The following is a 22,748-nucleotide window of genomic DNA, read 5'->3' as shown; positions in this document are numbered from 1 at the left end:
GGCTAGTCCCTCGAGGTCATAAGGTCAATAGTCCAAGAAGGCAAATACCGCCTTCCCGGCCCATTGACCTTATGCTTGTCGGGCCTGAACAAGCCGCCTCCGCTTTTCTTAAATGATAGCGTTTTCAAAAAAATGCTTCATATTGAATTTTCCTTCTTTGCAAGTGGAAATCAAACGTGTATACTATGTCATGAAAGCGGACGAGCTTCCGCTAAACAGTGAAGGATACTGGGAGGTTTACATACATGGTAGCCGAAAAGGGGAAAGAAAATCACCAAGCAGAAGAGCAGCATGATGTGCTGAAATCTACACAAACGGTTATTCATCTTGCACTTGATAAATTAGGGTATTCAGAAGAAGTTTATGAATTATTAAAAGAACCAATTCGTATGTTGACGGTTAAAATACCAGTCCGGATGGACGATGGAAAAGTAAAGGTGTTCACGGGCTATCGTGCCCAGCATAATGATGCGGTCGGACCGACAAAGGGCGGGATTCGCTTTCATCCGAACGTTTCGGAAAAGGAAGTCAAAGCGCTTTCCATATGGATGAGCTTGAAATGCGGAATCGTCGATCTTCCATATGGGGGAGGTAAAGGCGGGATCATCTGTGATCCACGGGATATGTCATTTAGGGAGTTAGAGCGTTTAAGCCGTGGATATGTGCGTGCCATCAGCCAAATTGTAGGACCGTCGAAAGACATTCCTGCACCGGATGTTTTCACCAACTCGCAAATCATGGCATGGATGATGGATGAATACAGTCGGATTGATGAATACAATTCTCCAGGATTCATTACCGGAAAACCATTGGTGCTGGGAGGATCCCATGGCCGTGAAACGGCAACTGCCAAAGGGGTGACGATCTGTATCCATGAAGCGGCGAAGAAAAAGGGCATCAAACTCGAAGGAGCAAGGGTAGTCGTTCAGGGGTTCGGGAATGCCGGAAGCTTCCTTGCCAAATTCATGCATGACGCCGGTGCGAAGGTGATCGGGATATCTGATGCCTACGGCGGCCTGCACGATGTGGACGGATTGGACATCGATTATTTGCTGGACAGACGCGACAGCTTTGGAACGGTCACGAAGCTGTTCAATAATACGATTACAAATGAAGAGCTACTGGAGCTTGATTGTGATATTCTAGTGCCTGCTGCTATTGAAAATCAAATCACGGACAAGAATGCCCACAATATAAGGGCTAGCATCGTCGTCGAAGCGGCCAACGGACCGACAACACTGGATGCGACGAAGATCTTGACGGAACGCGGAATTCTATTGGTACCTGATGTGTTAGCGTCGTCAGGTGGAGTGACGGTTTCGTACTTCGAGTGGGTTCAGAACAATCAGGGGTATTACTGGACAGAAGAAGAAGTGGAAGAGAAACTCGAAAAGATCCTGGTCAGCTCTTTTAATAATGTGTATGAAACGTCACAAACAAGAAGAGTGGATATGAGGCTCGCCGCCTATATGGTTGGTGTAAGGAAAATGGCGGAAGCCTGCAGGTTCAGAGGGTGGATTTAGCGATATATTAAAAAGGGTAGGGTGCATGGCATCCCACCCTTTTTTCTATTGGAATCACATTCATTGCTGCCCATAATATGAGTGTGGATCCCGGGAGACCGAGGGCTCCTTTTTGACCTGGACGCAATCTTATTCCATAATAACTGAGTAAAGACTTTTTAAAAATCTGAAGTGTGCGGATGAACTTGATCATTCAGATAGAGGAATTGAAGGAGTGTCTGAATTTGAAAATGGAAGAATGCATTATTGTAGGCGGAGGACCATGCGGGTTGTCAGCTGCCATTAGTCTGAAAGAAAAAGGGATCAATCCTTTGATCATCGAAAAAGGGAATATCGTCAATGCGATTTACCACTATCCTACCCATCAAACCTTCTTTTCGTCGAGTGAGAAGCTTGAGATCGGTGATGTGCCTTTTGTCATTGAAGAGCATAAGCCGAGAAGGAATCAGGCATTGGTGTATTATCGCGAAGTGGCGAAGCGTAAAAAGCTGAGGATCAACCGATTTGAAACCGTTTATAAAGTAGAGAAGCACGACGGTAGCTTTACGGTGACTACTTCTAAGGGCCATTACGAAAGTAAGTCGATTGTCATCGCAACCGGATACTACGATAACCCGAATTATATGGAGATCCCGGGAGAGGAACAAGAGAATGTGTTTCATTATTTTAAAGAAGCCCATCCTTTTTTTGATACAGATGTGGTTGTCATCGGAGGGAAAAACTCCGCGGTTGATGCTGCTCTCGAATTGAATAAAGCGGGGGCTAGGGTCACCGTTTTATACCGTGGAAGTGAATATTCCAAAAGTGTCAAGCCATGGATTCTCCCGAATTTTGATGCCCTTGTAAGAAACGGTGAGGTCACGATGGAGTTTCAGGCATGTGTGGATGAAATAAACGGGGATTCGGTACTTTACAACGTTAATGGAGAAAAGAAAGAAGTTATGAGTGATTTTGTGTTTGCCATGACCGGCTACCATCCGGATCACAGCTTCCTGACGAAGATGGGAATCGAAATCGATAAGAAAACAGGTCGTCCTGCCCATGATCCCGAAACGATGGAAACAAATGTAGACAGCGTCTATATTGCAGGTGTGATTGCTGCAGGAAACAATGCCAATGAAATCTTTATTGAAAACGGTCGTTTGCATGGAGGACTGATTGCTGAATCCATCACTGGAATGAAAAAATAGAATGAAGAATGAGAAAGAGGCTCACTCATGAGCCTCTTTCTTTCGTCTATATTACTCGTGATCTTTTACTAATTTTTGAAAATCGCTTCCAATTCTTTTATGTCATGTATTTGGGAAAGGGCGACCACAAGCTTGATTCTGGCCTTTTGTCCATTTAGACCGTTTGAGAAGATGACCCCTTTTTCCTTCAGTTGTTTTCCACCACCGGAATATCCGTAAATGTCCTGGACAATCCCGTTGAAACATCTGGACACCAATACGACGGGAATATTCGATTTTAACAGTTCCTCGATGCCCGTCACCGTTTCCGGCGGGAGATTCCCCTGACCCAATGCTTCGATGACGACCCCGTCATACTGAAGATCCTTAATGGCCCTCAGTAATCCTGAATCCATCCCTGCGTATGCCTTTATGAGTGTCACCCTTTTAGAAATATCGCATACCTCGTAGTGTTCGTTCGAGGTAGGCTGGTGATGAAAGAGGACACCTCTTTTCGTCACGATCCCGATCGGTCCATACTGTGGGCTCTGAAAAGTGGATACATTGCTTGTATGGGTTTTGGTCACATTTTTTGCTGAATGGATCTCGTCGTTCAGGACAACTAAAACCCCTTTGTGCATGGATTTATCGTCCGCCGCTACCCGGACGGATGATATCAGATTATATAAACCGTCGGCACCTATTTCATTGCTTGATCTCATGGCTCCTGTCACGACGATCGAGATGGGGAGGGAGAGGGTCAAGTCTAAGAAATACGCTGTTTCTTCCAGTGTATCTGTACCGTGGGTGATGACGACCCCGTGGAATGGCGTTTCCTGATATTTTGCTTCGATGATCTCTTTCAGCTGCTGCATATGCTCCGGCGTAATATGAGGGGAAGGCAGATGGAATGCTTCTTCGACCGTTAAATTTGCCAGGCTTGAAACGATGGATGTCTGTACCGAAAGCGGGTTTTCTTTTCCCGGTGTAACGGCTCCGGTCTGTTCGTCTTCCATCATCGAGATGGTACCGCCTGTATGTATGACTAAAATATCTTTCTTCATCATTCATTCCTCCAACCATTTAAATTCCTATTTCCAATCCTACATTAACATGATACGATTAAGAAAACCGAAAGAAAAGAGGACTTTTTATGCTGGTGATTTTATCAGCGGGTATAGCACCAGGATTAGCATTGTTAAGTTACTTTTATTTACGGGATCAATATGAGGCCGAACCCATTACATTGGTGTTTAAAACGTTTATGTACGGGGCCCTTATTACCTTCCCGATTATGTTTTTACAATATGTCCTGGAAGTGGAAGGGATCATTGATTCTAATTGGTCCACTGCCTTCATTTCCTCCGGGTTCCTCGAAGAATTTTTTAAGTGGTTTATTTTGATGTTTGCAATCTTCCAGCACGTGGACTTTAACGAACCATACGACGGTATTGTGTATGGAGCCAGTGTTTCTCTTGGGTTCGCAACAGTAGAAAATATATTATATTTGATCGCCAATGGCGTTGAGCATGCATTTGGTAGGGCGGTACTCCCTGTATCGAGTCATGCCCTTTTCGGGGTCATCATGGGATACTATTTAGGAAAAGCCAAGTTCTCATCCCGAGAAGAAAGGCATAAATGGCTTTTTCTGGCCATCTCAGTGCCTATCTTGTTGCATGGAACCTACAATTATATTTTCCTTGCTGAGAAAAACTGGGTTTACTATATGGTTCCGTTCATGTTTTTCTTATGGTGGCTGGGATTAAAGAAAGTGAAGAGTGCCCACCAGCTTACAGAGAAGAAGTACAAAAGGGAATTGAAGAAAGAAGTCATTTAAAGACGCTCACGATAAGGGGCGTCTTTTCCATTGAATGAGAAGAACCCCCGCTAAATGCGGGGGTTCGATTTATTTATAGGCAGCAGCAAGATCGGTTTTGGGGGATTCTTTTCGCTTCACTTCATCAATTTTGTTCACAAACATCTGAAATACTTTTCTTTTTTCATCCAAGTCGCGTATGTATTCTTTCAGTTCACTATACTTTTCTTCAAATGGTTTATGATACATTTCCCTGATATTTTCAATGATTTCTTCATTCACCGTGGATTGAATGACCTGCTTTGTAATTCCATATTTATAGGAATAGACTTTCAATTCTTTTTTTACTTCCTCATAGTCAGTATTGATTTGATCCAATACCTCCGAAATATCCTCTTTCCACTCATCCAAAGATTTCGCTAAATAATCCTCCATCATGACCCTCCTGTTTGAATTAATAAGTATCCCTAAATTTATTATAACCTTGCTTGTTTACATCTTTTTTGCTGAGACATTACAGTGTCTTATCAAAGTAGTTCACTTCTGCAGGCACTTTTCCCAGTTTTAAATTTTTAATGATTCCACTTGTATAAAATGGGAGCCTCTACAAAAACTAGAGTTAATGTTAATTGAAGATATGGAGGTTAAGGCATTATGAATAGTCGTTTCAAATGGGTTTCTACTTCAGTCGTCATGGTGCTTATGTGTTCTCTTCTTATGATCTCTTCTGAAGGGGAGAAGGCAGACGCTTTTACAAACCAGGTAATTCAGCATGGCGCAACGGGTGAGGATGTAATTGAGCTTCAATCCAGACTTCAATATATCGGATATTATAACGGCGATATTGATGGTGTATTTGGATGGGGGACCTATTGGGCACTCCGAAACTTTCAATATGAGTTCGGTCTTCCAATCGATGGCCTTGCCGGTGCGAAAACGAAAGAAAAACTTGTAAAGGCATCGAAGTACAATAAGGAATATGTGAAAAATCAAATTGAAAAAGGCAATAACTTCAGCCATTATGGCGGGACAGATTTAGATAAACAAAAAGGTGGGGGAGGGGGAAAGGCTCCTGCTCAAAACAAGCCGGCCCCGTCTAAGCCTACGGCGGTGAATACACCGAATGGATTTTCCCAAAATGACATCCAGCTGATGGCAAATGCAGTCTATGGAGAGTCACGCGGTGAACCGTATGAGGGGCAAGTCGCTGTTGCCGCAGTCATTCTTAATCGGATAGACAGCTCTGCTTTTCCAAATACGGCAGCAGGGGTGATCTTTGAGCCGGGCGCCTTTACAGCCGTGGCTGATGGACAAATCTGGCTGACGCCTAATGAAAAGGCGAAAGAAGCGGTTTTAGATGCAATAAATGGTTGGGATCCTTCGTCCAGTGCCCTATATTACTTTAATCCTGCGACAGCAACAAGCAAGTGGATTTGGTCGCGTCCACAAATCAAGAAAATTGGTAAACACATATTCTGTAGTTAAAGAGGTGAAGTAAATTGCTACGTGTCATTCTAATTACGGTGCTTGTCCTCGGTGTAGCCGGAACCGCTTTTTGGGGGTACCAGGAACATCAGGAGAAGAATGCGATACTGATCAATGCAGAAAATAACTATCAACGGGCGTTTCATGAATTAACCTATCAAGTGGATCTGCTTCATGACAAAATCGGTTCCACTCTTGCCATGAATTCAAGAAAATCACTGTCACCGGCACTTGCCGATGTGTGGAGATTAACCTCACAGGCTCACAGTGATGTTGGGCAGCTACCTTTGACGCTGCTGCCGTTTAATAAGACGGAAGAATTCCTGAGCAATATCGGTGACTTCAGTTATCGAGTAGCTGTAAGGGATTTAGATAAAAATCCTTTAACGGATAAAGAATATAAGTCATTGGAAAACTTGTATGAACAAAGTGCTGATATACAGAATCAGCTAAGAAAAGTACAGCATCTTGTCATGGAGAACAATTTACGATGGATGGATGTTGAACTTGCGTTGGCATCAGGGAATGAACAGGCAGATAATACCATTATCGATGGCTTCAAGACCGTCGAGAAAAATGTATCCGGATATGATGAAGCGAACTTTGGAACGACCACCTTCGTCAATACGGAGAAAAAAGATCAAAACTTTAAAAAGTTAAAGGGGAAAGAGATTTCCAAAGAGGAAGCAGTCAAGATATTACGAAGATATTCCGGTATCCCGAAATCAAAGGATGCAAAAGTATCAAAAAGCGGGAAAGGGGCCGATTACAAGTTCTATAGTGTATCGATCGGAAATGGAAATACGGAAGCGAGCATGGATATCACCCAAAAAGGCGGGTATCCGATCTGGTATATCAATAATCGCAAAATCAAGGAACCGAAGATCAGCTTGAACAAAGCGGCTGAAAAAGCGACGACTTTCCTGAAGGAAAATGATTTCCAAAAGCTTGAGATGTTTGAGAGTGCACAATATGATAACATTGGTATTTTCACATACGTGACGGTCCTGGATGGCGTAAGAATTTATCCTGACTCAGTCAAAATAAAAGTAGCTCTGGATAATGGACAGATTGTCGGATTTGCTGCTGAAGAATACTTAAAGAATAATCATGAAAGAGAGGTTCCTAAAGCTTCTATTACCAAGGCAGAGGCGAAAGAAACGACGAATCCCAAGCTGAAGATAATGGAAGAGCGTCAAGCGGTGATCGTGAACGACCTGAATGAAGAAGTGCTATGCTATGAATTCATGGGCATGCTAGGTAAAGATACCTATAGAATATTCATCAATGCAGACACTGGAGAAGAAGAAAAAGTAGAAAGGCTCAAAAAAGCTGAGCCCATTTATGAAGAAGTCGTTTAACACTTAGAGGGACGGACCTCCAAATTTGGAGGTCCGTCCCTCTCTTGTTGGAAAATTCAGAATGGAGTTAAAAAAGGTATGGAAAGGTGAGGGATCTCGTGACATAATATAGATACATATTATGGGAAAGTGGGAATTTCGGACTATGATAAAAGCAGGTACCACATTGCAATTGGAGCCTATACATAATGAAACATTTGATCGATATAGATGCAGGGTGGTCGAACTTTCCGACGAGGGGATTTTTATTGATTATCCTATCCATACCAAAACGGAGAAAGCCGTTTTTTTAATCGATGGAACACAGATGAAAGCAAGCTTCACCCTCAATGAGCAGACGGTTCTGATGTTTGAAACGGAAGTGATTGGCCGTAAATTATCCAAGATACCGATGATCCACCTGCATTATCCAGGGGACGAAGGTCTAATTAAAGTCCAAAGAAGACAATTCGTCCGTGTCGAAGCGAGTACCGACATTTCATTAAAGATCAATGGTCAGTTTCATCCGACAATCACGGAAGATCTCAGTGCAGGGGGTTGTGCTGTGGTGGTGAGAAAAGGGATGGATTTGAAAAGTGGCATCAAGCTATCCACAATCATCGTCCTGCCGATGCAGACAGGGGAGTGCCGGTATGCAGAAATCGAAGGAAAGGTGATCCGAGTCTGGGAGAAGGAGCATAAACAGATTGCGAGCATCGAGTTTGTTCACTTAACTGAGAATCAGAGACAACTTATTTTAAGATATTGTTTCGAAAGACAGCTTGACTTAAGAAAAAAAGGCTTACTTGAATAAAAAACCAAAATGTACACATACTTTTTCTTAGAACGGAAAAAGGGTGATCTTGGTGAAAACGGTAGAAAGAATTCTAATAAAATTAGCCATCATACATGTCATATTATTAATAGCGGTCCAGTTTGTATTCCATCAATTTAACTTCCTTCCCGAGCTGCATAAGCTCGTTTTCTACGAAGGGGTGGAGAAAATGGAGTACAGTGAAATTGTCGAAACCCTATCACGTTAGAGCAGGAGATGGATCCCTGCTCTTTTTTTTGGAAGAATATCTTTAAAGAAAGAATCTATAAACGAAAAATGAGATTTATGTTAAAATGGGTAAGAAAATTAATAGGAATTTAAGTAGGTGGATGAATTGAAAAAATTAAGAATTGCAATCGATGGTCCTGCAGCAGCAGGGAAAAGCACTGTTGCAAAGATTGTGGCAGGGAAATTATCTTATCTTTATATTGATACTGGGGCAATGTACCGGTCTTTAACGTATAAAGCTTTGAGCAACAACGTAGACTTGCATGATGAGAATGAATTGAATCAACTATTGTCCGAAACGACGATCGAACTTGAACCTTCAGCAGAAGGCCAGCTTGTATTCCTGGACGGGACCGATGTAACAGATGAAATCCGCCAGGCTTCCGTGACCAATTCAGTGTCTCATGTGGCAGTTCATTCCGGTGTGAGGGAAGAAATGGTGAAGAGACAGCAGCTGCTTGCGAAAGAAGGCGCCGTTGTGATGGACGGAAGGGATATCGGCACTCATGTCATCCCTGATGCAGAAATCAAGGTTTTCTTACTCGCGAGCGTGGACGAACGTGCCCAAAGGAGACATGAAGAGAACCTCTCGAAGGGATATCCGAGTGACCTGGAGCAATTAAAAGAAGAAATCGCCCGCCGAGACAAAATTGATTCAGAAAGAGAAGTGGCTCCTCTGAAAAAAGCCGAAGATGCAACGGAAATAGACACCACTTCCCTTTCCATATCAGAAGTGGTGGACCAAATCATGTTGTTAGTAGAAAGGAAAGGTTAAAGTGAACTTATATACCTTTGCCAGAGGTCTAGTTAAGTCAATCCTTTCACCATTGTATCGAATTGACGTGAAAGGGTTGGAGCATTTCCCGAAAGATGGAGGGGTTCTACTGTGCTCCAATCATATTGATAATCTGGATCCGCCAGTTGTCGGGATTTCAGCACCTAGACCTGTGGCCTTCATGGCTAAAGAAGAGCTCTTCAACGTACCCGTATTAGGGAAATTGCTGCCTGATTTACGTGCATTCCCTGTAAAAAGAGGCATGAGTGACCGTGAAGCACTCCGAAAAGGTTTACAGGTACTGAAACAGGGAGATGTTTTAGGACTGTTTCCAGAGGGTACAAGAAGTAAGACAGGGCAAATAGGCAAGGGATTGGCAGGAGCAGGCTTCTTTGCTCTTCGTTCTGAAGCTTACGTGGTACCCTGTGCCATCATCGGTCCATACAAGCCATTCAGGAAATTGAAGGTTGTATTCGGGCCACCGATCCCGATGGATAGTATCCGTGAGGAAAGACTAAATGCGGAGAAAACCACGGAAATTATTATGCAGCATATTGAAAACTTGATACATGAGCATCAATAATATAAGGTTTCCCGCTTGACAAAAAGTAGTATTTATTAGAAGTTAGTAGAAAGAATATTTTAAATTGCGAAGTCTCAAAATAATCAAAATCTTTGCAGTCATGGATTAAGGAGGAGTACATAATGGAAGACATGAATGGAATTGAAGTGAAGAATCTTGAAATTGGTGAAAAAGTAAAAGGGACAGTCACTAAGGTTGAAGAAAAACAAGTCTTAGTCGACGTTCAAGATAGTAAAGTGGATGGCATCATTCCAATTAGTGAACTCTCAAGCCTTCACATCGAAAAAGCTTCTGATGTAGTCAGTGAAGGGGATGTACTTGAGTTAATCGTGACAAAAGTGGAAGAAGAATTGTTGGTTCTGTCTAAGCGTAAAGTGGATGCGGAAAAAGCATGGGAAGAAATGAAGGTCCGCTTTGAAAATGGAGACGTCTTTGAAGCTGAAGTGAAAGACGTTGTGAAAGGCGGTCTTGTCGTTGATCTAGGAGTAAGAGGATTTGTTCCGGCCTCATTGGTGGAAGATTACTATGTCGAGGATTTCTCCGATTATAAAGATAAAATGTTAACCTTCAAGATCGTTGAACTGGATCAGGAAAAAAATCGTTTGATCCTTTCCCACCGTGCAGTGGTCGAGGCAGAGAAGCAGCATCAGAAGAAGCAGCTGCTGACAGATATCGAATCGGGTGCAGTCCTTGAAGGGACAGTCCAACGTATCACCGATTTCGGTGCCTTTGTAGATATTGGTGGAGTGGACGGACTTGTCCATATTTCCCAACTCTCCCATGAACATGTAGAGAAGCCTTCTGATGTAGTGACAGAGGGACAAAAAGTACAGGTGAAGGTCCTGAGTGTCGATCGTGACAACGAACGGATTTCTTTATCCATCAAAGAAACCCTTCCTGGACCATGGAGTGATATCTCCGATAAGGCCCCTAAAGGAACTGTGTTGGATGGGGTCGTAAAACGCCTTGTATCTTACGGTGCATTTGTAGAAGTATTCCCTGGGGTTGAAGGACTTGTTCATATCTCTCAAATTTCACATAAACATATCGGTACTCCACACGAAGTGCTTCAGGAAAACCAGGATGTAAAAGTGAAGGTGCTAGACGTGAATGAAAATGAACAACGCTTATCTTTAAGCATCAAGGCACTTGAAGAAAAAGAGGATGAAGTAACGGATTACGAAATGCCTCAAGAAAGTACCGGGTTCCAATTAGGTGAAATGATCGGAGACAAACTAAAAGATCTTAAGTAATGGTGATGAATTGTGACGAGAGCTCAAAGAAAGCAAGACCACATTAATTATGCAATATCCACCGGTCAACAGCGGAAGACAGGTTTTGATGAAGTGGCTTTTGTTCACCAAAGCTTACCGAATATAGCAGTAGATGAGGTTCATCTGCAGTCTGAAATTGGCGAACTTATATGGAGTTCGCCAATTTTCATAAATGCTATGACTGGTGGAGGTGGAGAAACCACTACAAAAATCAATCAGGAATTATCGATTCTTTCCAGGGAAACGGGGCTGGCAATCGCAGTAGGATCCCAAATGTCAGCTCTTAAAGACCCTGCTGAACGAAAAACGTATGAAGTCGTCCGGAAGCACAACCCGGATGGGATGGTCTTCGGGAATTTGGGAAGTGAGGCAACAGTTCAACAGGCAAGGGATGCCGTTGAGATGATTAGAGCCGATGCCCTGCAGATCCATTTAAATGTGATTCAGGAATTGACGATGCCTGAAGGGGACCGTGACTTCCGGGGGGCCTTGGAAAGGATACAGAACATTGCGGAGAATCTTTCAGTACCTGTGATTGTGAAAGAGACGGGGTTTGGCATAAGTAAAGAGGCTGCCGAATCCTTGTCCCGTTCAACGATTTCTGCCATCGATATAGGCGGATTCGGCGGAACAAACTTCTCGAAAATCGAGAATCAACGGCGAAAGCGTATGTTGGATTTCTTCGATGAATGGGGTATTCCCACTGCCATTTCAATAGCTGAATGTTATGCCGCCTCGGATAAGCCGATCCTCGCATCCGGAGGGATCCAAAATAGCTTAGACATCGTTAAGTCTTTAGGATTAGGGGCATCTGCTGTAGGGATGGCCGGCGTCATCCTTAAGCATCTCCTGGAATCGGGTTTGAAGGATACCATTGATGAAGTGAATCAAATTCATACGGATATTCAGTTTTTAATGTGTGCGCTCGGGTGTAAACGGATTGACGATCTTCATAAGGTTCCCATGGTGCTATCGGGCAACGTGTGCCATTGGCTAGAGAAGAGAGGGTTGAACCCCGGTGCATATAGCAATAGAATGTTTGATATGTAAAAAGAACGAATTCTCAAGATGGAGAATTCGTTCTTTTTTTGTTGTTTCTGGTTCGATATAATAGGATATTTTTGTTAAATGGCTGGATTTCAACGTAAAACGGCTGGATTAATGCTCAAAACGGCCGGATTCCTTCCCATTTCCGCTGGATTATCATCCAAAACGGCTGGATTTTTGAGCATTTCGGCTGGATTACTACCGAATGATGGCTAGTAGCAATTGATATCGTTTAGACTTGTCGCCTCTGACCAAGCCGCCTCCGCTTTTAACGTTTAGCTTTTTCCGTTCCTTCAAGGCTTGTTGCTCCGTTGTAGTGTAAGCCCTGGTCACGGTCTGATTCCACGCGTTTGCTCTGTTTCAGTTTCTTCTCTTGTCGATCTTTGCCCACTTGAAAACACCTCCTTTCTTTATTTTTTCTTTGGAAAGTTGATTCATACATGAATGAGATACATAAAGATTTTCCATAATGTAGATAATAGGAGGGAGAGTGTGCTGATGGATGGCATTTTGTATTTATGGGTACTGTGGGGAATGTGGGTATATACGACATTTATTTTGAAAAAGTCGCATCCGGACCGTTTTCGTTATTCGTTTCTTTGTTTATTGCTCATATGTGTCTTTCCATATGGCATGATGGCCGGTTCTGTAGAAGTGTCATTTTCTGTTATTGTACTTGCACTCATTTGTATTGTTTATATACGAAATTTAAGCTTGAGAGAGAAGTTATATATGCTTGCAGCTGTTCTCTCGATGGGGATGACTTATGCAGGTATCGCATTGATTTCCATTTATGACCCGGTACTTATGTTTATAGATCGGGATATCATCCTTTCTTTGTCGGTGGTACTAGTAGGCATTCTATTCTACAGTCACTCCTCCCTATACAGGCTTCGTCTCATTGCGGTCGCTTTAAGCAGTGTCACCGGCGACTTTTTTCTGAGCGTTCCATTAAACAAGGTTGGATTTTACTATTCGATCGGGGGGGCTGCTTACCTTGACGTGCTTGCTTTAACCATCGGGCTTTTATCAGCCTTAAAAATAGTAATGGAAATAAATCAGGCTGTTCACATCAAGACTCAAACAAAAAAGGGGGAAATGAAGAATATATGAATGTGTATGTGTATCCTGTAATCTTTGGCGTGGTGATGGGGACCCTGACAAGGATCTATATGCTTCGCACTGACTATCGCCAATATCCAACCTATCTGCATGGAAAAATTATACATATAGCCCTTGGGTTCATTGCGGCGGGACTTGGCACCATTGCGATTCCTGCTTTACTGGAGGAAAACTTCACGGCGATAACGTTTTTGACGGTGGCGGCTTCTCAATTCCGGGATGTGAGAAACATGGAGAGAAACACGTTGACCGAGCTGGACGCTTATGAACTTGTCCCTAGAGGGGCTACTTACATTGAAGGGATCGCCATTGCATTTGAAAGTCGAAATTACTTAGTTATTTTTACTTCTCTTCTTGCTACGATCGCTTACATCGTTTTTAATATTTATGTCGCTTTAGGGATCAGTGCGATCTGCATGGTGCTTGCTCATAAATTAATGGCCGGCGGTAGGTTGAAGGATATCGTTGATATTGAATATGTGAAGCCTCGTTTTGATGGAGCGGGATTATATGTTGATAATATTTACATCATGAATATAGGCCTTAAAGTAAGGCAGGAAGAGATCCTCCGATATGGGATGGGGTTCATCCTTTCACCCAAATCGTTTGATGCAAGGTCGACACTCGCCAATCTTGGTCAACGTCAGGCCATTCTCCATGATATGTCCACTTCACTCGGGATCTTTAAGGACTCTGGGACTCCTGCTTTGACACCTCTCGCCAAGAGGGATTTAGATGATGGAAGAATCGGGGTATTTGTCCTTCCGCAGCGAAAGGACGTAGAGAAAGCCATTGCTATTCTTGGGCAGGTACCAACCCTCGAAAATGCTATAAGGATGCCGTCTGAGTCGAAAGCGAATCAGGAGGGGAGTAAGTTAAAATGAGTACGACCATACAGAAATTCATCCTCGCAACAGTCACGACCGCACCTGAAAAAGTACCGAGTGGAACAAGTGTGTTCTATTGTAAAACGGATGATGAATTACAAAAAATCTGTGCAAACCTGGAAGCCATTCTGGACGGGATTGCCCATGAATTAGATGAGGGACTGTTCATCATCGTAAAACATTGATTGCCAGTTTATTCTTTTACTGATAAAATAGTAAAGTTAGAGGGGACTGTCCCATAAGGAAACATACCTTAAGGGCCGGTCCTTCTTGTGCCAGTTTATGATAATGATTGAACAGGCTTAAAAAGAGGAAATGTAAGAACGAAACAACTTCTTACAGAAAGGGTGATGAACGTGACAAAACCAGTAGTAGCAATCGTAGGGCGTCCGAACGTCGGGAAGTCCACGATCTTTAATAGAATTGTTGGTGAAAGAATATCCATCGTTGAAGATGTACCTGGTGTAACAAGGGACCGTATATATAGTTCTGCTGAATGGCTGACGCATGAATTCAATATCATTGATACAGGCGGGATTGAACTGGGAAATGAACCATTCCTGGATCAAATCAGACAGCAGGCTGAAATTGCGATTGATGAAGCCGATGTCATTGTGTTTTTGACGAATGGCCGCGAAGGCGTCACAGCCGCTGATGAAATTGTTGCCAAAATTCTTTACAGATCAAAGAAACCGGTCGTATTAGGGATAAACAAAATCGATAATCCTGAAATGAGGGAAATGATTTATGATTTTTACTCTTTAGGATTTGGTGAGCCTTATCCTATTTCAGGTTCTCATGGGCTTGGTCTGGGAGATCTACTCGACGATGTCGTCAAGAACTTCAAACAGGAAGAGGAAGAGGATTATGCGGAGGATGTCATCAAATTTTCTTTGATCGGTCGTCCGAATGTAGGGAAATCTTCTTTAGTCAACGCTTTATTAGGGGAAGACCGTGTTATCGTCAGTAACGTAGCAGGCACGACGCGGGATGCCATTGACTCCTCCTATACGTATGATGGACAGGACTACGTCATCATTGACACAGCGGGTATGAGGAAAAAAGGGAAAGTGTATGAAACCACTGAAAAATATAGTGTGTTAAGAGCTCTCAGGGCCATTGAGCGATCAGATGTGGTCCTTTCACTCATAGACGGTGAAGAAGGAATCATCGAGCAGGACAAGAAAATCGCAGGGTATGCACATGATGCCGGTCGAGCTGTCGTCATTGTCGTGAATAAATGGGATGCCGTGGATAAAGATGAGAAAACCATGATAAAATGGGAAAAGAATATCAGGGAACATTTTCAATTCCTCGATTATGCACCAATCGTCTTCCTTTCTGCGAAAACAAAGAAGCGCATTCACACATTGCTGCCGATCATCAATACGGCAAGTGAAAATCACGCCATGCGTGTACAGTCCAGTGTGCTGAACGAAGTGGTCATGGATGCTGTTGCCATGAATCCGACACCGACTGATAATGGCAAGAGATTACGGATATACTATGCGACACAAGTGGCTGTTAAGCCTCCTACTTTCGTTGTGTTTGTCAATGACCCTGAATTAATGCACTTCTCTTACGAACGATTCTTGGAGAATAGAATCCGTGATGCATTTGGATTTGAAGGAACCCCTATTCGTATTATTGCGCGTGCTAGAAAATAATAAGGTGGGTGTAAAAATGAAAAGTTCAAAAAATGTAACGGTAGTCGGAGCAGGAAGCTGGGGCTCGGCTCTAGCGATGGTGCTGGCTGATAATGGATTGGAAGTAAGGCTATGGGGCCACAAAAAAGAACAAATCGATGAAATCAACTCTAAGCATACCAATCAAAAGTATTTGAAAGAAATCGAGCTCCCTGAATCCATTATAGGGTATCATGACCTCGGGGAGTCATTGGATGGCGTTGATACCATCATTCTGGCTGTTCCAACGAAAGCGATCCGCGGGGTCCTGGGGCAGATTCAAGAGGTTCAACGGGCGCCATTGACCGTGGTCCATGTTAGTAAGGGAATTGAACCTGATTCCCTCCTCAGGATTTCAGAATTGATCGAAGATGAAATGGCGCCTGAGAATTTACATACAGTAGTGGTATTATCAGGACCAAGCCACGCTGAAGAAGTGAGCTTAAGGCATCCAACCACTGTGACCGTTTCGTCTAAGGATATGAAGGCGGCTGAAGAAGTTCAGGACCTGTTCATGAACATGAACTTTCGTGTATACACAAATCCCGATCTCCTCGGTGTTGAAATTGGTGGGGCATTAAAGAATATCATCGCCCTTGCTGCCGGAATTACAGACGGTTTGGGGTACGGAGATAACGCCAAAGCGGCTCTGATTACACGAGGGCTTGCTGAGATTGCCCGTTTAGGAACGAAAATGGGGGCAAATCCTCTGACGTTTTCAGGGTTAACTGGAATCGGCGACCTCATCGTGACGTGTACAAGTGTGCATTCGAGAAACTGGAGAGCCGGGAATATGCTCGGGAAGGGCCATAATCTGGATGAGGTCCTGGCCAACATGGGCATGGTCGTAGAAGGGGTACGCACCACGAAAGCGGCCCATCAGCTGGCTGAAAAGTATGAAGTGAAAATGCCGATTACGGATGCCCTTTACGATGTCCTCTTCAATAAAGTCGAGGCGAAAGAAGCGGTTGATCACTTGATGGGTCGCGGGAAAACGAATGAAATGGAAGACCTTGTGAATATTCTGGGTGAACGCTTAACTTGATCTGACAATATAGGCAGGCTGGAATGATTTTTTTGCTGAATGCACAATTATTCCTCGATTTATAGGCATTCGAGGATGCGAACACTGATCTCTCTGCATACACTGTCATGAATATATACAGCTTTGCCTATGGATGGGTAGGTCTCCCTTATTAGAGCTTCTCTTAGTATGTTGACGTCTATGATGTTGAAATACTTGAGAAGCTTTTTTTTGATTTTCATCCATAAGTCCCTCCCTAAGGATTGTCACAGATTATTGAACAACCATTCTTTTCTATTCTTCAGTAAAAGTCTTATGATATAATACATTCGATAACAGGAGGGATGAACTTTGGATTCGATGATGAAGATGTGGATTTCGTTTGCCTCAATGGGATTCATGCTTTTTGCCATATTAACGATTTATTTCAGCAGATACAAGATCAAGCAGAAATTCCTGCGTTTTATCACAGCTTTCATGGCTTACATACTGATGATCGCTGGTGGGCTCATGATGATTTATATAGTATTAAGCGGACCTACCAATTAGGACCGCCCGATTGAAAGGACGTTTTAGATTGAAGCGCTTTAGTATAACAGCACTACTCCTCATACTAACCATGACCATACTTTCCGGTTGTTTGTATCCGGATGAAGAATTAAGTCAGAATCAGATTCCTTATGAAACCCAGGTTAAGGCTGTACAAGAGGCAGTGGAAACCTATCAGAAAGACAATAGCGGACTGCTTCCAATTAAGACCCGGGATCAGGATACTCCCATCTATCAGAAATATCCGATTGATTTTAGGAAATTATCCCCCAGATACTTACCTGAAATCCCGGGGAATGCTTTTGAAAATGGCGGAATTTTTCAATATGTTCTGATAAATGTGGAAGAAAAGCCCGAAGTCAAGATATTCGACCTTCGAATGGCTGAACAAATAAGAGAATTGAACATCAGGATCCAGGCCCAAGACTACCCTCCGTTCAATAAAGAAGTAGCACACAATGTTTATACCCTGAATTATAAGGAGCTTGGCTATGACGGGGAAGTCTACGTGAATAGCCCTTATTCCAATAAAAATCTTCCCCTTGTCATCAACGGGGATGGAGACATTTTTGTGGATTACTCAATGGATTTATTTGAAGAACTCAATTCGGTAGATAAAGAATATAAAAAAGGTGAAGATATCCGGAATTTACTTGTAAAAGACACATACTTTGTTCCTGCATATTCTTTACCGTATACGGTCGATGAAAATAACGAACCTGTCTTTATGACAAAATAGGCATAACCCTTTTCTTACAAAATATATTGTAAGGGAAGGGTTATTATTTTTATGTCATCCTTTATAGGGTTATTTCATCAAAACAAATGATCATAAATGCTAAAGACATAATAAATTTTTCACTTTTCATCATAAGGGGGGAAAAAAAGCATATTAATAGTCATAAGTCATTGGGACAACATCATAAATATAGAGTGTGAGACACAGAATACACGGATGAAACATCCCTGGAATATAAGATGGGAGGGAATCTCTTGGAAAGAGTCGATCTATTTAAAGACATTGCCGAAAGAACAGGCGGAGATATCTATTTAGGTGTGGTGGGAGCAGTCAGAACAGGAAAATCAACATTCATCAAGAAATTCATGGAACTTGTCGTCCTTCCTAACATCGCAAGTGAGTCAGAGCGTGCAAGAGCGCAGGATGAATTGCCTCAAAGTGCGGCGGGCAGGACGATCATGACGACTGAACCGAAATTTGTTCCGAATCAAGCCATCTCTGTTCATGTCGATGAAGGCCTCGAAGTGAATATTAGATTGGTAGATTGTGTGGGATATACGGTCCCGGGTGCGAAAGGGTATGAAGATGAAAATGGACCCAGGATGATCAATACTCCATGGTATGAAGAACCTATACCATTCCATGAAGCGGCAGAGATCGGGACCAGGAAAGTCATCCAGGAGCATTCTACGATCGGAGTGGTTGTGACAACGGACGGCTCCATCGGGGAAATTGGAAGAGGGGACTACATTGAGGCGGAAGAGCGCGTCATCGAGGAACTGAAAGAAGTAGGTAAACCATTTATCATGGTCATCAACTCGGCGAGGCCGCATGCTCCTGAGACAGAAGACCTGAGAGTGAAACTTCAAGATAAGTATGACATCCCTGTCCTTGCCATGAGTGTGGAGAGCATGAGGGACTCAGATGTTCTCAATGTACTTAGAGAAGCGTTATTTGAATTCCCGGTATTAGAAGTGAATGTAAACCTTCCAAGCTGGGTAATGGTATTAAAGGAAGATCACTGGTTAAGACAGAACTACCAGGAAGCCGTGAAAGAAACAGTAAAGGATATTAAGCGCCTCCGGGATGTCGATCGGGTTGTCCACTACTTCAGTGAATTCGATCATATCGAACGTGCGGGACTTGCCGGTATCGATATGGGTCAAGGGATTGCTGAAATCGACCTGTTCGCCCCGGATGAACTGTACGACGAAGTTCTGAAGGAAATTGTAGGAGTGGAAATCCGCGGGAAAGATCATCTCCTGGAATTAATGCAGGATTTCGCTCATGCGAAAGCCGAATATGATCAAATTTCGGATGCCCTGAGAATGGTGAAGCAGACAGGATATGGAATTGCTGCTCCATCACTGAACGATATGAGCCTCGATGAACCTGAAATCATCAGGCAGGGAGCAAGATTCGGTGTCAGCTTGAAAGCGGTGGCTCCATCCATCCACATGATCAAAGTGGATGTCCAATCTAAGTTTGAACCGATCATCGGGACAGAAAAACAGAGCGAAGAGCTTGTGCGCTACCTGATGCAGGATTTTGAAGATGATCCGCTGTCCATCTGGAACTCCGATATTTTCGGAAGAAGCTTGAGTTCCATCGTAAGAGAAGGTATCCAGGCGAAACTCTCCCTGATGCCTGAAAACGCAAGATATAAACTTAAAGATACATTAGAAAGAATCATCAATGAAGGATCGGGTGGATTGATCGCCATTATATTATAAATGTCTTTGACCTTCTTAGGAGGGTCATTTTTTTGTCTTTCTTTTTTTAAGCGATTCACGCTCTGACTGTAGGATTTTTCACATTGTATAATTATAAATTTTCAGTAGTTTGAAAGAAGGTTGTCGAAACGACGTCAGATGCATTGAACACTTGGTATATATGGGTTTGTGGTAGGGAATGCTCAAGAAGGCTGCCATCTTGGAAGGTATGCAAATCTGCTGAGAAACGGGTATGGATGTTTACGGGATTCCAAGGATGGGAAGTAAGATAGAGTACCTGACAGATGAGGGTATTGGTTGCAGTCATCCGAAAGAAGTGATAGGTTGATTAGAGTGCGAGAATAAAGGCATGGAGGGTGATTCTATTACATTTGTGTTGCAAATAAGAAAAGATTCCCATTATTTCTTGATTTGTTCTTGCTAAGGTTAATCTATTGTGATAATCTTTTAACAGAATTGTTGTTGAATATTGATTCAGCAACGTTTTCAAGCGTTTTTTCTACACATCATGTATAGAATTCGCTAAAGTTGTTTACTAATGATATTAAAGTAAATGAATCATGACTGAGACATTTCCTTGGGAGGAGGTGAATGGCATGAACAAGACAGAACTTATCAATGCTGTTGCAGAAGCTGCTGAGTTATCTAAGAAGGACGCTACTAAAGCGGTTGACGCTGTTTTCGATACAATTCAAAATTCACTTGCAAATGGTGATAAAGTACAATTAATCGGATTCGGTAACTTCGAAGTACGTGAGCGTGCAGCCCGTAAAGGTCGCAACCCACAAACAGGTGAAGAGATCGAAATCTCAGCTAGCAAAGTACCTGCTTTCAAACCAGGTAAAGCGCTTAAAGAAGCTGTAAAATAATTACATACTTTGAGCGTAACGGGAAGGTCGCATTTTTATGCGGCCTTTTTGTTTTTTTACTATTAGTATGAAATGTTCTCCCGAAAATTATGTATGAAGTTTTTTTCTTTTATTGTTGGATTTATATTAATATAAAACTTCTAAAGCACTAGTCTTTGATGACATTATGGGCTTGTGCTAATATTAACAATGTTACTATTTCTTTAAGTTATTTTAGGAGGACAACATTATGGCACAAGTCAATCATGGCCAAATTGAAGAAGCAATTCGATTAATATTAGAAGCTATTGGAGAGAATCCTAGTAGAGAAGGCTTATTAGATACGCCAAAGCGAGTGGCGAAAATGTATGCAGAAGTATTTTCAGGACTCGATCATGATCCGAAAGAATACTTTGAAACGATATTCAGTGAAGAACATGAAGAACTGGTGCTAGTGAAGGATATTCCATTTTATTCAATGTGCGAGCATCACCTTGTCCCATTCTTCGGAAAAGCACATGTTGCTTATATTCCAAGGGATGGTAAGGTGGCAGGTTTAAGTAAACTTGCAAGGGCAGTTGAATCCGTTGCCAAACGCCCTCAGCTTCAAGAAAGAATTACATCGACAGTGGCGGATACGATCATGGAAACCCTTCTTCCTCACGGTGCCATGGTAGTCGTTGAAGCGGAGCATATGTGCATGACAATGAGGGGCGTGAAGAAACCGGGCTCGAGTACAGTGACAACAGCTGTAAGAGGTACGTTCAAAGAAGACGCTCAGGCACGAAGTGAAGTTCTTTCTTTTATAAAGAATTAGGAGTGACGACGAATGAATTCAAATGATTATATTGTCATCAAAGCAATTGAGGACGGCGTGAATGTGATCGGACTGACAAGAGGGACGGACACCCGGTTTCATCATTCAGAGAAGCTGGATAAAGGCGAAGTGATGATCGCCCAATTCACCGATCACACATCTGCCATTAAGGTAAGAGGGAAAGCGACGATCGTCACCAGTTACGGCGAGGTTGAGAGTGATAATAAGAAATAATCTTCTATTCTGCTATTGGCTGATAGAAAAAAATAAAGGAGGGACGGACTAAGGAGTTTTAGGCTTCGTGGTCGTCCCCTTTGTTATAATCTCATCAAGGGGTGTAAGACTCATGCTCCCTATTGTGGAGGATTTTATGGTATAATATTTAATGCTGAAATTTTTAGACCGATACATAGTAGAAATGGGGATTACAGGGTATGAAATTCATTGATTGTAACCATCAAGCGAATATCATTCATCAATACATAGAAGAGCAGTTGCATCACTCTTATCTAAAGGAATATATCGATCAACCGTATATTGACCGGGACCGGATCTGTTTTCTGCTCCTGCCTTTCGTAAGCGAAGGACGGACGATGAGTAAAGAAGCTGTACAGTGGATTTCGACTGCCATGTTATTGCAGATAGCCCTTGATACACATGAAAAGGTTACAATCTCTGAACGTGATTCCTTAAAGGAAAGGCAGCTGACCGTACTCGCTGGAGTGTACTTCAGCAGCCTCTATTACAAAATCCTCGCAGAAACAGATGATGTAGAACTTATCTCACATTTAGCAAAAGCGATTAAAGAAATAAATGAAAGCAAAATTTCCATATACAAGGACGAACATAAGAGCATTGCTGAACTCATGAAGAAGTTAAAAACCAGAGAATCAGCGATTGTGTCCAACTTCTATCGTTCCTTTGAAGATAATAAATGGATTGGGATCGTTGAAGAAGCCCTGCTTTATAAGAAGCTCGTTCAGGAGAAAATCAGTCTCGGACATTCGCAGTATACAAGTTTTATACGGGCTTTGACCACTTTGTCCAACCGAATTGATCCGGATGCACCGGACTTCCACTTAACGAATGAAGAAAAGGGTCATCTCCTATCTCAAATAAATGAACTCATAGAAGTGACAAAGCGAAAGGTCCAAACGCAGTTAGAGGCCATTGAGCCGGACACGCCCTATTTTAAGAAGCTTATTGTAGAACTGATACCTTATGTGGAGCCTGAACCAATGACCAAACTATACGCGGAAGAAGGGTAAA

The 22,748-nt window shown here is 42.7% G+C and carries 27 protein-coding genes; 24 read left to right on the top strand and 3 right to left on the bottom strand.

Annotated elements, in window-relative coordinates:
- The first annotated feature begins 245 nt into the window (after nt 1–245).
- Nucleotides 246–1,523 carry a Glu/Leu/Phe/Val family dehydrogenase gene (locus tag AC0VXY_RS13390; protein ID WP_435990285.1) on the top strand — a complete coding sequence of 426 codons (1,278 nt, stop codon included), beginning with the start codon at nt 246–248 and terminating at the stop codon, nt 1,521–1,523.
- Between the two features lie 224 nt (nt 1,524–1,747).
- Nucleotides 1,748–2,713 carry a YpdA family putative bacillithiol disulfide reductase gene (locus AC0VXY_RS13385; protein WP_435990286.1) on the top strand — a complete coding sequence of 322 codons (966 nt, stop codon included), beginning with the start codon at nt 1,748–1,750 and terminating at the stop codon, nt 2,711–2,713.
- 68 nt (nt 2,714–2,781) lie between these two features.
- Here AC0VXY_RS13385 and AC0VXY_RS13380 read toward each other — a convergent pair whose 3' ends face one another.
- The gene (locus tag AC0VXY_RS13380) at nt 2,782–3,759 is read right to left on the bottom strand and encodes an asparaginase (protein WP_435990287.1); all 978 of its coding nucleotides are present in this window, start codon (nt 3,757–3,759) and stop codon (nt 2,782–2,784) included.
- Nucleotides 3,760–3,845: 86 nt separating this feature from the next.
- Between AC0VXY_RS13380 and prsW the strand changes: the two genes are divergently transcribed.
- Nucleotides 3,846–4,529 carry a glutamic-type intramembrane protease PrsW gene (gene prsW / locus AC0VXY_RS13375; RefSeq protein ID WP_435990288.1) on the top strand — a complete coding sequence of 228 codons (684 nt, stop codon included), beginning with the start codon at nt 3,846–3,848 and terminating at the stop codon, nt 4,527–4,529.
- Nucleotides 4,530–4,598: 69 nt separating this feature from the next.
- Here the strand turns inward: prsW and AC0VXY_RS13370 are convergent, their stop codons facing one another.
- Nucleotides 4,599–4,943, bottom strand: coding sequence for a hypothetical protein (locus tag AC0VXY_RS13370; RefSeq protein ID WP_034758298.1), 345 nt, complete (start codon nt 4,941–4,943; stop codon nt 4,599–4,601).
- 258 nt (nt 4,944–5,201) lie between these two features.
- Here AC0VXY_RS13370 and sleB point away from each other — a divergent pair, with 258 nt between their 5' ends.
- The 9 genes from sleB to AC0VXY_RS13325 all read left to right on the top strand — a co-directional run bounded on the left by sleB (nt 5,202) and on the right by AC0VXY_RS13325 (nt 12,291).
- Entirely contained in the window at nt 5,202–5,993 is a 792-nt protein-coding gene (sleB, locus tag AC0VXY_RS13365) for a spore cortex-lytic enzyme (protein WP_435994481.1), read from the top strand.
- 14 nt (nt 5,994–6,007) lie between these two features.
- On the top strand, nt 6,008–7,354 hold the full coding sequence (gene ypeB / locus AC0VXY_RS13360; RefSeq protein WP_435990289.1) for a germination protein YpeB: 1,347 nt from the start codon (nt 6,008–6,010) through the stop codon (nt 7,352–7,354).
- A 121-nt stretch (nt 7,355–7,475) separates the two neighbouring features.
- The gene (locus AC0VXY_RS13355; protein ID WP_475525515.1) at nt 7,476–8,147 is read left to right on the top strand and encodes a flagellar brake protein; all 672 of its coding nucleotides are present in this window, start codon (nt 7,476–7,478) and stop codon (nt 8,145–8,147) included.
- A 52-nt stretch (nt 8,148–8,199) separates the two neighbouring features.
- Nucleotides 8,200–8,376: a YpfB family protein gene (locus tag AC0VXY_RS13350; RefSeq protein WP_435990291.1), complete on the top strand. Its 177-nt coding sequence runs from the start codon at nt 8,200–8,202 to the stop codon at nt 8,374–8,376.
- Between the two features lie 126 nt (nt 8,377–8,502).
- Nucleotides 8,503–9,171, top strand: coding sequence for a (d)CMP kinase (gene cmk, locus AC0VXY_RS13345; protein WP_435990292.1), 669 nt, complete (start codon nt 8,503–8,505; stop codon nt 9,169–9,171).
- Between the two features lies 1 nt (nt 9,172).
- On the top strand, nt 9,173–9,754 hold the full coding sequence (locus AC0VXY_RS13340; RefSeq protein WP_435990293.1) for a lysophospholipid acyltransferase family protein: 582 nt from the start codon (nt 9,173–9,175) through the stop codon (nt 9,752–9,754).
- Between the two features lie 119 nt (nt 9,755–9,873).
- Nucleotides 9,874–11,007 (top strand): 30S ribosomal protein S1, encoded by a 1,134-nt coding sequence (gene rpsA / locus AC0VXY_RS13335; RefSeq protein ID WP_435994483.1) that lies wholly within the window; start codon nt 9,874–9,876, stop codon nt 11,005–11,007.
- A 12-nt stretch (nt 11,008–11,019) separates the two neighbouring features.
- Nucleotides 11,020–12,078, top strand: coding sequence for a type 2 isopentenyl-diphosphate Delta-isomerase (fni, locus tag AC0VXY_RS13330; RefSeq protein WP_475525514.1), 1,059 nt, complete (start codon nt 11,020–11,022; stop codon nt 12,076–12,078).
- Between the two features lie 78 nt (nt 12,079–12,156).
- Nucleotides 12,157–12,291: a hypothetical protein gene (locus AC0VXY_RS13325; protein ID WP_475525513.1), complete on the top strand. Its 135-nt coding sequence runs from the start codon at nt 12,157–12,159 to the stop codon at nt 12,289–12,291.
- A 52-nt stretch (nt 12,292–12,343) separates the two neighbouring features.
- On the opposite strand, the gene AC0VXY_RS13320 is transcribed toward AC0VXY_RS13325, so the two are convergent.
- A complete protein-coding gene (locus AC0VXY_RS13320; protein WP_435990295.1) occupies nt 12,344–12,466 on the bottom strand; it encodes a YpzI family protein in 123 nt (40 codons plus the stop codon).
- A gap of 107 nt (nt 12,467–12,573) precedes the next feature.
- Between AC0VXY_RS13320 and AC0VXY_RS13315 the strand changes: the two genes are divergently transcribed.
- The 12 genes from AC0VXY_RS13315 to AC0VXY_RS13260 all read left to right on the top strand — a co-directional run bounded on the left by AC0VXY_RS13315 (nt 12,574) and on the right by AC0VXY_RS13260 (nt 22,747).
- Complete coding sequence (locus AC0VXY_RS13315) at nt 12,574–13,188, top strand: YphA family membrane protein (protein ID WP_475525512.1); 615 nt, start codon at nt 12,574–12,576, stop codon at nt 13,186–13,188.
- Nucleotides 13,185–14,081 carry a YIEGIA family protein gene (locus tag AC0VXY_RS13310; RefSeq protein ID WP_435990297.1) on the top strand — a complete coding sequence of 299 codons (897 nt, stop codon included), beginning with the start codon at nt 13,185–13,187 and terminating at the stop codon, nt 14,079–14,081. The genes AC0VXY_RS13315 and AC0VXY_RS13310 overlap by 4 nt, the downstream gene beginning before the upstream one ends.
- Nucleotides 14,078–14,269: a capping complex subunit for YIEGIA gene (locus tag AC0VXY_RS13305; protein ID WP_435990298.1), complete on the top strand. Its 192-nt coding sequence runs from the start codon at nt 14,078–14,080 to the stop codon at nt 14,267–14,269. The genes AC0VXY_RS13310 and AC0VXY_RS13305 overlap by 4 nt, the downstream gene beginning before the upstream one ends.
- A gap of 171 nt (nt 14,270–14,440) precedes the next feature.
- A complete protein-coding gene (gene der, locus AC0VXY_RS13300) occupies nt 14,441–15,751 on the top strand; it encodes a ribosome biogenesis GTPase Der (protein ID WP_435990299.1) in 1,311 nt (436 codons plus the stop codon).
- Nucleotides 15,752–15,767: 16 nt separating this feature from the next.
- Nucleotides 15,768–16,814 carry an NAD(P)H-dependent glycerol-3-phosphate dehydrogenase gene (locus tag AC0VXY_RS13295; protein WP_435990300.1) on the top strand — a complete coding sequence of 349 codons (1,047 nt, stop codon included), beginning with the start codon at nt 15,768–15,770 and terminating at the stop codon, nt 16,812–16,814.
- Nucleotides 16,815–17,153: 339 nt separating this feature from the next.
- Complete coding sequence (locus tag AC0VXY_RS13290) at nt 17,154–17,342, top strand: DUF2768 domain-containing protein (RefSeq protein ID WP_435994485.1); 189 nt, start codon at nt 17,154–17,156, stop codon at nt 17,340–17,342.
- A 70-nt stretch (nt 17,343–17,412) separates the two neighbouring features.
- On the top strand, nt 17,413–18,081 hold the full coding sequence (locus AC0VXY_RS13285) for a hypothetical protein (RefSeq protein ID WP_475525511.1): 669 nt from the start codon (nt 17,413–17,415) through the stop codon (nt 18,079–18,081).
- Nucleotides 18,082–18,335: 254 nt separating this feature from the next.
- On the top strand, nt 18,336–19,814 hold the full coding sequence (gene spoIVA, locus AC0VXY_RS13280; RefSeq protein ID WP_435990302.1) for a stage IV sporulation protein A: 1,479 nt from the start codon (nt 18,336–18,338) through the stop codon (nt 19,812–19,814).
- Nucleotides 19,815–20,410: 596 nt separating this feature from the next.
- The gene (locus AC0VXY_RS13275; RefSeq protein ID WP_034758336.1) at nt 20,411–20,683 is read left to right on the top strand and encodes an HU family DNA-binding protein; all 273 of its coding nucleotides are present in this window, start codon (nt 20,411–20,413) and stop codon (nt 20,681–20,683) included.
- A gap of 229 nt (nt 20,684–20,912) precedes the next feature.
- Complete coding sequence (gene folE, locus AC0VXY_RS13270) at nt 20,913–21,479, top strand: GTP cyclohydrolase I FolE (RefSeq protein ID WP_435990303.1); 567 nt, start codon at nt 20,913–20,915, stop codon at nt 21,477–21,479.
- Nucleotides 21,480–21,491: 12 nt separating this feature from the next.
- Nucleotides 21,492–21,713, top strand: a complete 222-nt coding sequence (mtrB, locus tag AC0VXY_RS13265; protein ID WP_034758340.1) for a trp RNA-binding attenuation protein MtrB — start codon at nt 21,492–21,494, stop codon at nt 21,711–21,713.
- Between the two features lie 200 nt (nt 21,714–21,913).
- Nucleotides 21,914–22,747 (top strand): heptaprenyl diphosphate synthase component 1, encoded by an 834-nt coding sequence (locus AC0VXY_RS13260; RefSeq protein WP_475525510.1) that lies wholly within the window; start codon nt 21,914–21,916, stop codon nt 22,745–22,747.
- The last annotated feature ends 1 nt before the right edge of the window (nt 22,748 follow it).

It is taken from the genome of Rossellomorea sp. QJM3NY_18 (assembly GCF_056173145.1).
This window is presented reverse-complemented; position numbering and strand designations above follow the sequence as displayed.

Coding starts and splice junctions, on each gene's coding strand:
- AC0VXY_RS13305 (WP_435990298.1), top strand. CDS start 14,078: ATGAGTACGACCATACAGAAATTCATCCTCGCAACAGTCACGACCGCA.
- AC0VXY_RS13310 (WP_435990297.1), top strand. CDS start 13,185: ATGAATGTGTATGTGTATCCTGTAATCTTTGGCGTGGTGATGGGGACC.
- AC0VXY_RS13315 (WP_475525512.1), top strand. CDS start 12,574: ATGGATGGCATTTTGTATTTATGGGTACTGTGGGGAATGTGGGTATAT.
- AC0VXY_RS13355 (WP_475525515.1), top strand. CDS start 7,476: ATGGGAAAGTGGGAATTTCGGACTATGATAAAAGCAGGTACCACATTG.
- AC0VXY_RS13390 (WP_435990285.1), top strand. CDS start 246: ATGGTAGCCGAAAAGGGGAAAGAAAATCACCAAGCAGAAGAGCAGCAT.
- folE (WP_435990303.1), top strand. CDS start 20,913: ATGGCACAAGTCAATCATGGCCAAATTGAAGAAGCAATTCGATTAATA.
- AC0VXY_RS13275 (WP_034758336.1), top strand. CDS start 20,411: ATGAACAAGACAGAACTTATCAATGCTGTTGCAGAAGCTGCTGAGTTA.
- prsW (WP_435990288.1), top strand. CDS start 3,846: ATGCTGGTGATTTTATCAGCGGGTATAGCACCAGGATTAGCATTGTTA.
- AC0VXY_RS13370 (WP_034758298.1), bottom strand. CDS start 4,943: ATGGAGGATTATTTAGCGAAATCTTTGGATGAGTGGAAAGAGGATATT.
- AC0VXY_RS13380 (WP_435990287.1), bottom strand. CDS start 3,759: ATGATGAAGAAAGATATTTTAGTCATACATACAGGCGGTACCATCTCG.
- AC0VXY_RS13260 (WP_475525510.1), top strand. CDS start 21,914: ATGAAATTCATTGATTGTAACCATCAAGCGAATATCATTCATCAATAC.
- AC0VXY_RS13325 (WP_475525513.1), top strand. CDS start 12,157: ATGGCTGGATTTCAACGTAAAACGGCTGGATTAATGCTCAAAACGGCC.
- AC0VXY_RS13295 (WP_435990300.1), top strand. CDS start 15,768: ATGAAAAGTTCAAAAAATGTAACGGTAGTCGGAGCAGGAAGCTGGGGC.
- sleB (WP_435994481.1), top strand. CDS start 5,202: ATGGTGCTTATGTGTTCTCTTCTTATGATCTCTTCTGAAGGGGAGAAG.
- AC0VXY_RS13290 (WP_435994485.1), top strand. CDS start 17,154: ATGATGAAGATGTGGATTTCGTTTGCCTCAATGGGATTCATGCTTTTT.
- AC0VXY_RS13285 (WP_475525511.1), top strand. CDS start 17,413: ATGACCATACTTTCCGGTTGTTTGTATCCGGATGAAGAATTAAGTCAG.
- mtrB (WP_034758340.1), top strand. CDS start 21,492: ATGAATTCAAATGATTATATTGTCATCAAAGCAATTGAGGACGGCGTG.